Raw genomic sequence first — 14,329 nt, forward strand, 5'->3', positions numbered from 1 at the left:
CCCGCCCGTCGAGGGCGGGGGGTTCTCCGGACATGCGCGTTCCCCTGCGCAGATGCAGTACGTTCGGGTCATGTCCCAGCCCGCCAAGTCCTCACGTACGCCAGCCACGCCGGACGCTCCGGAGAGCGCGGCGGGCAGTCGCGCCGCCGCCCAACGGCTCAAGATGCGCCGAGAACTGGCGGCCGCGGCCATGGAGCTGTTCGCGACCAAGGGGTACGAGGCGACCACCGTCGACGAGATCGCGGCCCGGGCCGGGGTGGCCCGCCGCACCTTCTTCCGCCACTTCCGCTCCAAGGAAGAGGCGATCTTCCCCGATCACGACGACACCCTGATCCGTGCGGAGGCGGTCCTCAACGCGGCTCCGGCGCACGAGCACCCGCTCGACACGGTGTGCCGCGGCATCAAGGAAGTCATGACGATGTACGCGGCCCAGCCCGAGATCTCCGTCTCGCGCTACAAGCTGACCCGCGAGGTGCCCACGCTCCGGGAGGCCGAGATCGCCTCCGTGGCCCGCTACGAGCGGCTCTTCACCCGCTATCTCCTGGGCCACTTCGACGAGCACGCGCACGACGACGACGCCAACGACGATCCGCTGCTCGCGGAGGTCGCCGCGTCCGCCGTGGTCACGGCCCACAACCACGTCCTGCGGCGCTGGCTGCGGGCGGGTGGTCAGGGCGACGTCGAGGCGCAGCTGGACCACGCCTTCTCCATCGTCCGCAAGACGTTCGGGACGGGGATCGGGGCCGGGCGGGAGGCCACGCCCCGTACGGCGCCGGCGTCCGCCTTCACCGAGGGCGACGTTCTGGTGACCGTGGCCCGGGTCGACGCGCCCTTGGACCAGGTCATGCGGACCATCGAGCAGGCGCTGCGCGAGCGGTCGTAGCACGCGGCCCATGGCGGCGCCGCCTCCCGGTGACAGCCGGGAGGGGTGCCCGCTGGGAAACCCCCAGAGCCCTCGCCCCGGCCCGCCACCGAGGCTTACAGGCGCCCCGCCCAGACTCACTACGCACTCCGGCCCCGCGGGGACTCGCGGGGCCCTGCGTCCCGTCGGACGCCCGGCGCTCCCGACGTCCGGCGTTCCCGGGGATGAGCGCCGGCCCCCTGCAACGCCGACTCACCCAGCCCCACCCCTGCACGCGTCCCCATGCCCGCACCCTCACGCCGTGCCACCGACACCAGGTGTTCTCCGAAGCGGCCCGCCGGCCCGCCCTCACGGCCCCCGGACCGGCCCGTCCATACGGCCCCTGACCAGTGCGTTTTGATCGATCATCGGTCGATCTGATCGATCATCGCTCACGTGTTACGTAAAGATTTCACCTGAGCGAAACTCATGGCACTCCGTGCCTTGCACGGTGACACGGCGTGCCATACGTTGATGTTGTCCGGGCGGCCGGCGTGCAGAGACCACTCGTACGCCGGCTGTCCCCGCAAGCCACGGCGAGCGCGCCCGGACGCCTGCGTCACAGGCAACCTTTTGCGCCAAACCCGGCGCTGCCACCGCACCACCACCCTCCGCCGAACCGACGGCACACCCCTCAGTCCCAGCAGCAGCACCGACGTAACCCTCAGTGTCTTCCCTCAAGACGCTCATCGCCGGAGGCAACACCGTGAAGGAAATCCTGGACGCGATTCAGTCGCAGACGGCCACGTCCGCCGACTTCGCCGCTCTTCCGCTCCCCGAGTCGTACCGCGCGATCACCGTGCACAAGGACGAGACGGAGATGTTCGCGGGGCTCACCACCCGCGACAAGGACCCCCGCAAGTCGATCCACCTGGACGACGTGCCGGTGCCGGAGCTCGGCCCGGGCGAGGCCCTGGTGGCCGTGATGGCCTCCTCCGTCAACTACAACTCGGTCTGGACCTCGATCTTCGAGCCGATGTCGACCTTCGGCTTCCTGGAGCGCTACGGCAGGCTCAGCGAGCTCACCAAGCGCCACGACCTGCCGTACCACATCATCGGTTCCGACCTCGCGGGCGTCGTCCTGCGCACCGGCCCCGGCGTCAACGCCTGGAAGCCCGGTGACGAGGTCGTCGCGCACTGCCTGTCCGTCGAGCTGGAGTCCAGCGACGGGCACAACGACACGATGCTCGACCCCGAGCAGCGCATCTGGGGCTTCGAGACCAACTTCGGCGGCCTCGCCGAGATAGCCCTCGTCAAGTCCAACCAGCTGATGCCCAAGCCCGACCACCTGTCCTGGGAGGAGGCCGCCGCTCCCGGGCTCGTGAACTCCACCGCGTACCGCCAGCTGGTGTCGAGGAACGGCGCCGGCATGAAGCAGGGCGACAACGTCCTCATCTGGGGCGCGAGCGGCGGCCTCGGCTCGTACGCCACGCAGTTCGCGCTCGCCGGTGGCGCCAACCCCATCTGCGTCGTCAGCAGCGACCAGAAGGCGGACATCTGCCGGGCGATGGGCGCCGAGGCGATCATCGACCGCAACGCCGAGGGCTTCAAGTTCTGGAAGGACGAGCACAACCAGGACCCGAAGGAGTGGAAGCGGTTCGGGAAGCGCATCCGCGACCTGACGGGCGGCGAGGACGTCGACATCGTCTTCGAGCACCCGGGCCGCGAGACCTTCGGCGCCTCCGTCTACGTCACCCGCAAGGGCGGCACCATCGTCACCTGCGCCTCGACCTCGGGCTACAACCACGAGTACGACAACCGCTACCTGTGGATGTCCCTGAAGCGCATCATCGGCTCGCACTTCGCCAACTACCGCGAGGCCTGGGAGGCCAACCGGCTGGTCGCCAAGGGCAAGATCCACCCGACGCTCTCCAAGGTGTACTCCCTGGAGGAGACCGGGCAGGCCGCGTACGACGTCCACCGCAACCTCCACCAGGGCAAGGTCGGCGTGCTCGCGCTGGCGCCCCGCGAGGGCCTGGGCGTGCGCGACGAGGAGAAGCGCGCCCAGCACATCGACGCCATCAACCGCTTCCGGAACGTCTGAGGTCCCGAGATGACTGAGCGTCAGAACGCCGCTGGACGGCGGGAGAAGGACCGGCCGTGGCTCATGCGGACCTACGCCGGTCATTCCACCGCCGAGGCGTCCAACGAGTTGTACCGGCGCAACCTCGCCAAGGGGCAGACGGGTCTCTCCGTGGCCTTCGACCTGCCCACGCAGACCGGGTACGACCCCGACCACATCCTCGCCCGCGGCGAGGTCGGCCGGGTCGGGGTGCCGGTCTCGCACCTCGGTGACATGCGCCGGCTGTTCCAGGACATCCCCCTGGAGCAGATGAACACCTCGATGACCATCAACGCCACCGCCATGTGGATGCTGGCGCTCTACCAGGTCGTCGCCGAGGAGCACGGCGCCGACATCACCAAGCTCCAGGGGACGACGCAGAACGACATCGTCAAGGAGTACCTGTCGCGCGGTACGCATGTCTTCCCGCCGGGGCCCTCGCTCCGGCTGACGACGGACATGATCGCGTACACGGTCTCCCACATCCCCAAGTGGAACCCGATCAACATCTGCTCGTACCACCTCCAGGAGGCGGGGGCGACCCCCGTCCAGGAGATCGCGTACGCGATGTCGACGGCCATCGCCGTGCTGGACGCCGTCCGCGACTCGGGGCAGGTGCCCGCCGAGAAGTTCGGTGACGTCGTCGCCCGTATCTCCTTCTTCGTGAACGCGGGTGTCCGCTTCATCGAGGAGATGTGCAAGATGCGCGCGTTCGGGCGGATCTGGGACCAGGTCACCCGCGAGCGGTACGGCATCCAGGACCCCAAGCAGCGGCGTTTCCGGTACGGCGTCCAGGTCAACTCGCTCGGCCTGACCGAAGCCCAGCCGGAGAACAACGTCCAGCGGATCGTCCTCGAGATGCTGGCCGTGACGCTGTCGAAGGACGCACGCGCGCGTGCCGTGCAGCTGCCCGCCTGGAACGAGGCGCTGGGGCTGCCCCGGCCCTGGGACCAGCAGTGGTCGCTGCGCATCCAGCAGGTGCTGGCGCACGAGAGCGACCTGCTGGAGTACGAGGACATCTTCGAGGGCTCGCACGTCATCGAGGCGAAGGTCGCGGCCCTCGTCGAGGAGTCGCTCGCCGAGATCGGCCGGATCGACGAGATGGGCGGGGCGATGGCCGCCGTCGAGTCGGGCTATCTGAAGTCGCAGCTCGTCTCCTCGCACGCCGAGCGCCGGGCCCGGATCGAGGGCGGCACCGAGAAGATCGTCGGCGTCAACATCTTCGAGTCGACCGAGCCGAACCCGCTCACCGCCGACCTGGACGCGGCGATCCAGACGGTCGACCCGGCGGTCGAGGCCCGTGTCGTCACCGCGCTCCAGCGGTGGCGCGACACGCGCTACCAGCCGCCGTTCAACCACCCGCGCCCCTGCAAGGCGCTGGAGCGGCTGAAGGAAGCTGCCCAGGGCACCGACAACCTCATGGAAGCCACCCTGGAGTGCGCCCGCGCCGGGGTCACGACCGGCGAGTGGTCCGAGGCCCTGCGCGAGGTGTTCGGCGAGTTCCGCGCCCCCACCGGCGTCTCGTCCGCGCCCGTCGCCGTCACCGCCGAGGAGGGCACCGCGATGGCGCTGGTGCGCCGCAGGGTCGAGGAGACCGCCCGGGAACTCGGCGTCGGCAAGCTCCGCTTCCTGGTGGGCAAGCCGGGCCTGGACGGGCACTCCAACGGCGCCGAGCAGATCGCCGTGCGAGCCCGCGACGCCGGGTTCGAGGTGGTCTACCAGGGCATCCGGCTGACGCCCGAACAGATCGTGGACGCGGCCGTCGCCGAGGACGTGCACGGCGTCGGCCTGTCCATCCTCTCCGGCTCGCACGCCCAGTTGGTGCCTGACGTGCTGGAGCGGCTGCGCGAAGCCGGCGCGGCCGACATCCCGGTGATCGCCGGCGGGATCATCCCGAACGCCGACGCCGAACTGCTGCGCGCCGCGGGAGTCGCCGCGGTATTCACACCGAAGGACTTCGACATCACCGGAATCATCGGCCGTATCGTCGACGAGATCCGGAAAGCGAACAAGCTCGACCCCCTGGAGGTCCCCGCATGACCACGCCCGTCAACCGCCTTCGCCCGCGGCGTTCCTGCCTGGCCGTGCCCGGCTCGAACCCCCGCTTCCTGGAGAAGGCCCAGGGCCTCCCCGCGGACCAGGTCTTCCTGGACCTGGAGGACGCCTGCGCCCCGCTCGCCAAGCCCGACGCGCGGCACACCATCGTGAAGTTCCTGAACGAGGGCGACTGGACCGGCAAGACGCGGGTCGTACGGGTGAACGACTGGACGACGCACTGGACGTACCGCGATGTCGTCACGGTCGTCGAGGGCGCGGGGCAGAACCTCGACTGCATCATGCTGCCGAAGGTCCAGGACGCCCAGCAGGTCGTCGCGCTCGACCTGCTGCTGACGCAGATCGAGAAGACGATGGGCTTCGAGGTCGGCAAGATCGGCATCGAGGCACAGATCGAGAACGCGAAGGGGCTCGTCAACGTCGACGAGATCGCCGGGGCCTCACCGCGTGTAGAGACCATCATCTTCGGCCCGGCCGACTTCATGGCCTCCATCAACATGAAGTCGCTGGTCGTGGGCGAGCAGCCGCCGGGCTACCCGGCGGACGCGTACCACTACATCCTGATGCGCATCCTGATGGCCGCCCGTACGCACGACCTCCAGGCGATCGACGGCCCCTACCTCCAGATCCGCAACCAGGAGGGCTACCGCGAGGTCGCCCGGCGCGCCGCCGCCCTGGGCTTCGACGGCAAGTGGGTGCTGCACCCGGACCAGGTCGCCGCGGCCAACGAGATCTTCTCGCCCTCCCAGGAGGACTTCGACCACGCCGAGCTCATCCTCGACGCGTACGAGTACTACACGTCCGAGGCGGGCGGCAAGAAGGGCTCCGCGATGCTCGGCGACGAGATGATCGACGAGGCCAGCCGCAAGATGGCCCTCGTCATCTCGGGCAAGGGCCGGGCGGCCGGCATGCAGCGCACGTCGAAGTTCGAAGCCCCGGAGGCCTGAGCACCATGCAGTTCGGACGCACGTACGAGGAGTTCGAGGTCGGTGCGGTCTACAAGCACTGGCCCGGAAAGACCGTCACGGAGTACGACGACCACCTCTTCTGTCTCCTGACCATGAACCACCACCCCCTCCACATGGACACGAACTATGCGGAGAAGACGACGGACTTCGGCAGGAACGTCGTCGTGGGCAACTACATCTACTCGCTGCTGCTCGGCATGTCCGTCCCGGACGTCTCCGGGAAGGCGATCGCCAACCTGGAGATCGAGTCGCTGAAGCACGTGGCGCCGACCTTCCACGGCGACACGCTCTACGGCGAGACCACGGTCCTCGACAAGACACCCTCGAAGTCGAAGAGCGACCGCGGGATCGTCCACGTCGAGACCAAGGGCTACAAGCAGGACGGCACGCTGGTGTGCGTGTTCCGCCGCAAGGTCATGGTGCCGACCGAGACGTACATCAAGGAGCGCGGGGGCGAGCAGCCCGGCCGTCCGGAACTCAAGCAGCAGGAGAAGTAGCCATGGCGCGACTCGCCCAGACCGCCGGTCTCACCGACGTCCAGCAGGAGATCCTCTCCACCGTCCGCGACTTCGTGGACAAGGAGATCATCCCGGTCGCGACCGAGCTGGAGCACCGCGACGAGTACCCCCAGCAGATCGTCGACGGCCTCAAGGAGCTGGGCCTGTTCGGCCTGATGATCCCCGAGGAGTACGGGGGCCTGGGCGAGTCCCTCCTCACCTACGCGCTCTGCGTCGAGGAGATCGCCCGCGGCTGGATGTCGGTCTCCGGCATCATCAACACGCACTTCATCGTGGCGTACATGCTGAAGCAGCACGGCACGCAGGAGCAGAAGGACCACTTCCTGCCCCGGATGGCGCTGGGCGAGGTGCGCGGCGCGTTCTCGATGTCGGAGCCGGCTCTCGGCTCGGACGTCTCCGCGATCACCTCGAAAGCGGTCAGGGACGGCGACGAGTACGTCCTGAACGGTCAGAAGATGTGGCTGACGAACGGCGGCTCGTCGAACCTGGTGGCCGTGCTCGTACGAAGTGACGAAGGACACCCGGAGGGCACCGCGCCCCACAAGTCGATGACGACCTTCCTGGTCGAGAAGGAGCCCGGCTTCGGAGAGGTCCGCCCCGGCCTCACCATTCCCGGGAAGATCGACAAGATGGGCTACAAGGGCGTCGACACGACCGAGCTCATCATGGACGGACTGCGCGTTCCGGCCAATCGGGTACTCGGCGGCACCACGGGTCGAGGGTTTTACCAAATGATGGACGGAGTCGAGGTCGGCCGCGTCAACGTGGCGGCACGTGGCTGCGGTGTCGCACAGCGTGCCTTTGAGCTGGGTGTCTCCTATGCCCAGCAGCGTCACACTTTCGGCAAGCCGATCGCTCAGCACCAGGCCATCCAGTTCAAGCTGGCCGAGATGGCTACCAAGGTCGAAGCGGCCCATGCAATGATGGTGAACGCGGCCCGCAAAAAGGACTCCGGTGAACGAAACGACCTCGAGGCAGGGATGGCGAAGTACCTCGCCTCCGAATACTGCAAGGAGGTAGTCGAGGACGCCTTCCGGATCCACGGCGGCTACGGCTTCTCCAAGGAGTACGAGATCGAGCGTCTCTACCGCGAGGCACCGATGCTGCTGATCGGCGAAGGTACCGCCGAAATCCAGAAAATGATCATCGGGCGCCGACTGCTCGAAGAGTATCGACTTCAGGGTTAAGCAGGGTTGGATGCCCCAGTTCGGGGTGTTTTCTTCGAGAAGAAGATCACACCCCGTCAACACTCTTCGGCCGCCGACTCGGCTTCCTGGCTTGCCCAGTTGTGGCCCGCGACCGGTACGATCCCGGGAAAGCCGCCGTCCCCCGTTCCAGCGCGGCATCATCCGCTACGAAGGTCATCCATGCCCCACAGCCAAACCTCTGCACCTCGCGGCCGGGTCCGCCTCGCGCGCGGAGCATCGCCGTGGCTTCTCCCGACCGTTGCCACCGCAGCACTCAGTCTGGCCAAGGCGCGCCGCTCCGGCGCCGCCAAGGCCGTGGCCGTACCCGCCACCGCGCTCGCGGCGGGCATGCTGTGGTTCTTCCGCGACCCCGAGCGCGAGATCGCCCCGGGCCGGGTCATCTCGCCCGCCGACGGTGTGGTGCAGAGCATCATGCCGTGGAAGGACGGACGCACCCGCGTCGCGATCTTCATGAGCCCTCTGAACGTCCACGTCAACCGGGCGCCGCTCTCCGGCACGGTGACCTCGGTCGAGCACATCCCCGGTGGGTTCGTTCCGGCGTTCAACAAGGAGAGCGAGAACAACGAACGCGTCGTCTGGCATTTCGACACCGAACTCGGTGACATCGAGATGATCCAGATCGCCGGCGCGGTCGCCCGCCGTATCGTTCCCTATATCCCGCAGGGTACGAAGGTCGAGCAGGGCGACCGGATCGGTCTCATCCGCTTCGGCTCGCGCGTCGACATCTACCTCCCCGAGGGTGTCGAGGTCGATGTGGAAGTCGGTCAGAAGACCGTGGCTGGGGTGACTCGAATTGACCGTGATTGATCCTGAGACTCAGGCCGGCTGGGTGCCGGAGGCCGACGAGGCGGACGACGAGGAGGAAATGCCCCTCTCTCTCCGCCTCTCAATAGCGGACACCCTCACCCTCGGCAACGCCACGTGCGGCTTCATGGCGGTGTACTTCACCACCACGGGCATTCTGATCCCGCACCTCACCGGCAGCCAGGAGTCGGGCATGGCGCGCCACAGCGCCGCCACGGCCGTCATCCTGATGCTCTGCGCCGCGGTCTTCGACCTCTTCGACGGCCTTGTGGCCCGCAAGCTGCGCTCCTCCCCCATGGGCGCGGAACTGGACAACCTGTCGGACCTGATCAGCTTCGGTCTGGCGCCCGCGTACTTCGTCCTCGTCTACGGCATGGTCGCGGACGACGCGCACCAGAGAGTGGCGGCGCTCGGCGCGATCGTGGTGTTGCTCGCGGTCGTCCTCCGCCTTGCCCGCTTCTCCTGCGTCACGGTGAAGGACGGCACGTTCCAGGGCATGCCGTCGCCGTTCGGAGCGCTGACGGTGGTCTCGATCGTGCTCCTGGAGCTTCCCTTCGCGGCGACGCTGATGGCGATCCTCGGCACGGCGTGGCTGATGGTGAGCCGGGTGGAGTACCCGAAGCCGCGGGGGCGCCTCGCGGTGGCGATGCTCTCCTGGATCGTCCTGTCCATGGGCCTGCTGGCGGCCTGGGCCTTCGACGCCCCCGGCGGTCAGCTCCTGCTCCAGACCGGCTGTGCGCTGCAGCTCGTCATGGGTGCGGTGATTCCGCTGTTCGCCACGGCTCGGCGGGTGAACAACTTCCGCGGCAACCGGCGTGAGGCACGGGCGGCGCAGCTGCCGTAGCTTTTCCTCGTACACGCCCGAAGGGGCCCGAACCGGACAACCGGTTCGGGCCCCTTCGTCGTACCTCGTCGTCCCCTGGGACGGGTCAGGTCAGGAAGTCTCGGGCGATGTTCTGGGCCACCGTCTCCAGGATCGGCCCCGCGTCGGAGATGCACCGCGCGATGTCGGGCTCGACCTCAGTGAGGGGGTACGCGCGCCGGATGCCGGCCGTGCCGAGCGCCTCCGGGCGCAGCGCCAGGCGCCCGCACACCGCGACGACCTCCTTGCCCGCGGCACGGGCGGCCGCTGCCACCCCCGCCGGAGCCTTGCCGTGGAGGGTCTGTTCGTCGAGGGACCCCTCACCGGTGATCACCAGGGTGGCCCTCTCCAGCGCGGGCGCGAAGCCGAGGACGTCGAGCATCACCTCGATACCGGGACGGAACCGGGCGCCCAGGACCAGCGCGCCGTAGCCGATGCCACCCGCGGCCCCCGCCCCCGGCGCCGCGGCGTACTCCGTGGCCCTGGATCCGATCGACTTCTCCAGAACCGCGGCGAAGTGCCCGAGGGCCGCGTCCAGGATCTCCACGTCGTCGGGGCTCGCCCCCTTCTGGGGGCCGTACACGGCCGGCGCGCCCTTCGGCCCGGTGAGCGGGTTGTCCACGTCGCTGGCGAGGACGAAGTCCACGGAGGCCAGGCGGGGGTCCAGGCCGGACAGGTCCGCGGTCGCCACGTCACTCAGCGCCGCACCGCCGGGAGCCACCGGCTCCCCCTCCGCGTCCACGAACCGCGCCCCGAGCGCGGACAGCATCCCCGCCCCGCCGTCCGTCGTCGCGCTCCCGCCCACGCCGAACACGATGGTCCGGGCCCCGGCGTCCAGCGCGGCCCGCAGGAGCTCGCCGGACCCGTACGTGGACGACCTCAGCGGCGCGAACACCCCGGCGGGCAGCCGCTGCAATCCGCTCGCCTCCGCCATCTCCACCACGGCGGTGTCGCCACGCAGCGCGAAGGCGGCGGTGAGCTCGTCGCCCAGCGGGCCGGCGACCCGCACCTCCCGCCGTTCGAACCCGGCCGCGACCGCCGCGTCCACGGTCCCGTCGCCGCCGTCGGCCACGGGCAGCGCCTCGACCTCGACACCCGGCACGACGCGGCGCAGCCCGGCCATGACGCGCTCCGCGACCTGCACGGCGGTCAGCGACCCCTTGAACTTGTCCGCGGCGATCAGCACGCGCGGGACACGCCCGGTGCCCGCACGTGTCGTCTTCACAGCAGAGTCCGCCACCTTGCATTCCCCTTGCTTTCCGGCCTCGCACACGTCAAGGCAGTCGCGCCGCTGCGACCTTAACCGGAGGACGCCCCCGCCGTCATGCTCCGACCGGACCGTGGAACACCGCACGCTCTTGCCCGGAATTGGGTAAACCGGAGCTATGACCCCTGTGGGCACTGAGCTCGCGGACCGCATCCTCGGGGGCTGGCTGGGCCGGATCGCGGGCAACATGCTCGGCAAGCCGGTCGAGCAGGGCGACCACTGGACGCGGGACCGTATCGACCGCTATCTGCGCCGGGCCGCCGCCCTGCCGCTCACCGACTACCTCCCCGAGCCCGCCGCCGGCGACGGCGACGAGTTCGAGCTGCGGCCCGAGTGGCGGCGATGCGTGCGCGGCCGCATCCACGGCAGCTGCCGTGACGACGACGTCGACTACGCGATCCTGGGCCTGCACCTGCTGGAGACGCACGGCTTCGGTTTCAGCACCGAGCAGGTCGGTGACCTGTGGCTGCTGCGGCTGCCGTATCTGCAGACGTTCACGGCGGAGCGGGCCGCGTACCGCAACCTCGCCAACGGCATCAAACCGCCGCTGACGGCGACGTACGACAACCCCTACCAGGAGTGGATCGGCGCCCTGATCCGCGCCGATGTCTACGGCTGGACCAGCCCGGGTACGCCGCGCCGGGCGGCCTCCCTCGCCCGTCGGGACGCCGTGCTGTCCCACACCGGCAACGGCGTGTACGGGGCGATGTGGGCGGCGGCGCTCGTCTCGGCCGCGTTCACCGCGCCCACGGTCCGCCACGCACTGGACACGGCACTGACCGTCATTCCCGCGAGCAGTCGCCTCGCCCGCACCGTACGACGGGTGCTCACGCTCCACGAGACCCGGATGACCTGGGAGGACACGCTCACCACGGTGTCCGAGGAGACCGCGGGGCTCGGCTGGATCCACACGATCCCGAACGCCGCCGTCCTCACGGCCGGGCTGCTGTACGGCGACGGCGACTTCACCCGGACCATCGCACTCACCGTCCGCGGCGGCCTGGACACCGACTCGAACGGCGCGACGGCGGGCTCGGTGGCCGGGGTCCTGTGCGGGGCCGCGGCCATTCCCACGCAGTGGAAGGACCCGCTGGAGGACACCGTACGCAGCGCGGTGTTCGGCTTCGACGGCGTACGGATCAGTGAGCTGGCCACGCGGACGCTCGCACTGACGGAGACGGAGGGCGGGACCCCGGAGACCCAGGACCCGTCCGGTGCGGGTCTCGACGTCCAGGGCTTGTCCTGAGGCCTGTCCGGCGGAGGGCGGGGGCCTCGTCGGCGCCCTCGAAGTCTCGTACGTACGGCTGGCGTTGGAAGAGGTACCCCGGTTCGCCCCGAACTGCCGCTTCGCCGAGCCGGGCGGCACGTTTGGGGAACGGCTGCGCAGGCTAGTTACGCTTCGGGGATGACCACTCCAGACTTCGCCGCGTACATCGCGGGCCTCCCCCGTGTCCTCGCCGGTGCCGCCGCGCTCTTCCGCGACGGTGACGGCCGGGTGCTGCTCGTCGAGCCGAACTACCGCGAGGGCTGGGCCCTTCCGGGTGGCACCGTCGAGTCGGACGACGGGGAGACCCCGCGCCAGGGCGCGCGCCGCGAGACCGCCGAGGAGATCGGGCTCGACATCGAACTCGGCCCGCTGCTCGCGGTCGACTGGGTGCACGGGACGGCGCGGCCCCCGCTGGTCGCCTACCTGTACGACGGCGGAGTCCTCGGCGAGCGGGAGCTCAAGGCGATCCGGTTGCAGGAGGAGGAACTGCTGTCGTGGCGGCTGGTGCCGCGGGAGGAGCTGGCCGAGTATCTGCCGGGCGCACTCGGCCGCCGGGTCCTCGCCGCGCTGGACGTGCTGACGGAGGGCGGCGGAACCGCGGAGCTGGAGAACGGCCACCGGGTGGACAAACATTAGTCCGCTGGCTCGGACTCACCTGCCGGGGAGCAACGCTCGCGACAAGGTTCAGTCCGGCTCGGTCAGGCCTCAGCGCTGCTGCTGTGGCTATGGTCCGCCCCGCGTGTCCACAGGGACAGATCGCTGCTCGTCGCGATGGCGAGGGTCTGCCCGGAGGGCGAGAAACCGAAGGCTCGAAGCTCGGAGTAGTAGGAGTGGAAGAGGTGCCACCATCGCTCTCCGTGTGGACCCGAGTGGGGCATTCCGCCGTCACGGGAGAGCAGGACACGCTCGTCGGGCCAGGCCGGGGAGGCGACCTCCAGAGTCCAACTGTCCGCGGTGGTGGTGTGCAGTCCACCCCCGAAGAGCCCGGCGATACGCACCCTGTTGCCGGCAACCGGCCCCAACCCGGGGCACGACAGATCGGCGGTTTCCTCGGGAGTGCTGTCCTCGGGATCCGGGTCGCGGTCCCGGGCGATCTTCTCCCCCGTGACCGCGTCGAAGAGTCCGTGACCATCGCGCGAGACGACCATCACCAGGTCGTGGCCGCTATCGGGGTGCGACGCGAAGCCGATCCCGAGGAGTCCGCCGACAGGGACGCCGTACTCGTACTCGAAGACGGGCCGCCAGGGTTCGGGCGCGGGTACCACGGGGGCCGCGAGAAATCGGTCGCGCAGAGCCTGTTTGTAGGCGGAGAGCTCCAGCGCAGGCCCTGGTTGTTCCACCGGCGCTGCCTTCTCGGTCCGCTTCGTCACCTCCCCATGATCCACCCGTCGGTCCCGTGCCGTGCGACTGGCCGTCCTTTACCGCCTGACCGAACGGGAATCGCGTGAGAGCGGCTCAGCCGCTTCCTCTCCCGGGAGACAGCCGACGCCCGTGCGGGACATGGACCTCAGCCGACCAGCGCAGCCGACGCGCGAGGGGCAGGCCCCGATATCCACTCGCTCTGGCCAGGCAGGCGTCCTACTCTCGGCCCATGGGCAGCCCTCTAGTAGCCATCCTCAGTGGCGCAGGTATTTCCACCGATTCCGGAATCCCCGATTATCGCGGGCCGAACGGGCTGTGGCGGCGCAATCCCGAGGCCGAGAAGCTCGTCACGTACGAGTACTACATGGGCGATCCGGAGATCCGGCGGCAGTCCTGGCAGATGCGACGCAAGAACCGCGCCCTCCAAGCCGAGCCGAACGCCGCGCACCGGGCCGTGGCCGACCTGGAGCGGACCGGCGTGCCCGTACGGGTGATCACCCAGAACGTGGACGGACTGCACCAGCTCGCCGGCATGCCCGCACGCAAGGTCCTCGAACTGCACGGGACCGCGCGGAGTTTTGTGTGCACCAAGTGCCACGAGCGGGGCCCGATGGAGGACGCGCTCGCCCGCGTCGAGGCCGGCGAGGACGATCCGCCGTGCCTGGAGTGCGGCGGCATCCTCAAGTCGGCGACCGTGATGTTCGGCGAGCGGCTCGACCCGGTGGTCCTCGGCGAGGCGGTCGCCATCACCAAGGCGTGCCAGGTGTTCATCGCCGTCGGGAGCAGTCTGCAGGTGCAGCCCGCCGCCGGGCTCGCCGGTGTCGCCGCCGATCACGGAGCACGGCTGGTCATCGTCAACGCCGAGCCGACGCCGTACGACGACCGGGCCGACGAGGTCGTACGAGGGCCGATCGGCACCGCCCTGCCCGCACTGCTGCGCCGGCTGAGCACCGACAGCGACTAACTGATCCCTACGTTGTTCTGCGGGACGCGGTGAGCCCTTCGTATGGTTCACCCACCCAGGGGCGCTGAGTGTGGCTCTAACTGATCTGCTG

13 protein-coding genes are annotated in these 14,329 nt (G+C 69.3%); 11 read left to right on the forward strand and 2 right to left on the reverse strand.

The features are described 5' to 3' along the window. Window positions 1-70 precede the first annotated feature (70 nt). The 8 genes from ACIQTP_RS35610 to pssA all read left to right on the forward strand — a co-directional run bounded on the left by ACIQTP_RS35610 (window position 71) and on the right by pssA (window position 9,360). Window positions 71-883 (forward strand): TetR family transcriptional regulator, encoded by an 813-nt coding sequence (locus ACIQTP_RS35610; RefSeq protein ID WP_355488256.1) that lies wholly within the window; start codon window positions 71-73, stop codon window positions 881-883. Between the two features lie 724 nt (window positions 884-1,607). Continuing rightward, window positions 1,608-2,945: a crotonyl-CoA carboxylase/reductase gene (ccrA, locus tag ACIQTP_RS35615; protein WP_403407779.1), complete on the forward strand. Its 1,338-nt coding sequence runs from the start codon at window positions 1,608-1,610 to the stop codon at window positions 2,943-2,945. Window positions 2,946-2,954: 9 nt separating this feature from the next. Continuing rightward, window positions 2,955-5,003, forward strand: coding sequence for a protein meaA (locus tag ACIQTP_RS35620; RefSeq protein ID WP_403407753.1), 2,049 nt, complete (start codon window positions 2,955-2,957; stop codon window positions 5,001-5,003). Next, entirely contained in the window at window positions 5,000-5,965 is a 966-nt protein-coding gene (locus tag ACIQTP_RS35625) for an HpcH/HpaI aldolase/citrate lyase family protein (RefSeq protein WP_403407755.1), read from the forward strand. Before ACIQTP_RS35620 ends, ACIQTP_RS35625 begins: the two co-directional genes overlap by 4 nt. A gap of 5 nt (window positions 5,966-5,970) precedes the next feature. Continuing rightward, complete coding sequence (locus tag ACIQTP_RS35630; protein ID WP_403407757.1) at window positions 5,971-6,483, forward strand: MaoC family dehydratase; 513 nt, start codon at window positions 5,971-5,973, stop codon at window positions 6,481-6,483. Between the two features lie 2 nt (window positions 6,484-6,485). Continuing rightward, window positions 6,486-7,691 (forward strand): acyl-CoA dehydrogenase family protein, encoded by a 1,206-nt coding sequence (locus ACIQTP_RS35635; protein WP_054230299.1) that lies wholly within the window; start codon window positions 6,486-6,488, stop codon window positions 7,689-7,691. Window positions 7,692-7,871: 180 nt separating this feature from the next. Further along, window positions 7,872-8,519: a phosphatidylserine decarboxylase gene (locus ACIQTP_RS35640; protein WP_095851695.1), complete on the forward strand. Its 648-nt coding sequence runs from the start codon at window positions 7,872-7,874 to the stop codon at window positions 8,517-8,519. Window positions 8,520-8,541: 22 nt separating this feature from the next. Further along, entirely contained in the window at window positions 8,542-9,360 is an 819-nt protein-coding gene (gene pssA / locus ACIQTP_RS35645) for a CDP-diacylglycerol--serine O-phosphatidyltransferase (protein WP_403407781.1), read from the forward strand. 85 nt (window positions 9,361-9,445) lie between these two features. On the opposite strand, the gene ACIQTP_RS35650 is transcribed toward pssA, so the two are convergent. Next, on the reverse strand, window positions 9,446-10,564 hold the full coding sequence (locus ACIQTP_RS35650; protein ID WP_403407783.1) for a glycerate kinase: 1,119 nt from the start codon (window positions 10,562-10,564) through the stop codon (window positions 9,446-9,448). A 199-nt stretch (window positions 10,565-10,763) separates the two neighbouring features. Here ACIQTP_RS35650 and ACIQTP_RS35655 point away from each other — a divergent pair, with 199 nt between their 5' ends. Both ACIQTP_RS35655 and ACIQTP_RS35660 read left to right on the forward strand, forming a co-directional pair. Continuing rightward, the gene (locus ACIQTP_RS35655) at window positions 10,764-11,891 is read left to right on the forward strand and encodes an ADP-ribosylglycohydrolase family protein (protein WP_403407759.1); all 1,128 of its coding nucleotides are present in this window, start codon (window positions 10,764-10,766) and stop codon (window positions 11,889-11,891) included. Between the two features lie 159 nt (window positions 11,892-12,050). Further along, window positions 12,051-12,548 carry an NUDIX domain-containing protein gene (locus tag ACIQTP_RS35660; protein ID WP_403407761.1) on the forward strand — a complete coding sequence of 166 codons (498 nt, stop codon included), beginning with the start codon at window positions 12,051-12,053 and terminating at the stop codon, window positions 12,546-12,548. A 62-nt stretch (window positions 12,549-12,610) separates the two neighbouring features. On the opposite strand, the gene ACIQTP_RS35665 is transcribed toward ACIQTP_RS35660, so the two are convergent. Further along, complete coding sequence (locus ACIQTP_RS35665) at window positions 12,611-13,282, reverse strand: hypothetical protein (RefSeq protein WP_403407763.1); 672 nt, start codon at window positions 13,280-13,282, stop codon at window positions 12,611-12,613. Between the two features lie 221 nt (window positions 13,283-13,503). On the opposite strand from ACIQTP_RS35665, the gene ACIQTP_RS35670 reads away from it, so the two are divergent. Beyond that, the gene (locus ACIQTP_RS35670) at window positions 13,504-14,238 is read left to right on the forward strand and encodes an SIR2 family NAD-dependent protein deacylase (protein WP_402045329.1); all 735 of its coding nucleotides are present in this window, start codon (window positions 13,504-13,506) and stop codon (window positions 14,236-14,238) included. The last annotated feature ends 91 nt before the right edge of the window (window positions 14,239-14,329 follow it).

The sequence above is a fragment of the Streptomyces sp. NPDC090798 genome, from assembly GCF_044768965.1.
Classification (GTDB): domain Bacteria; phylum Actinomycetota; class Actinomycetes; order Streptomycetales; family Streptomycetaceae; genus Streptomyces.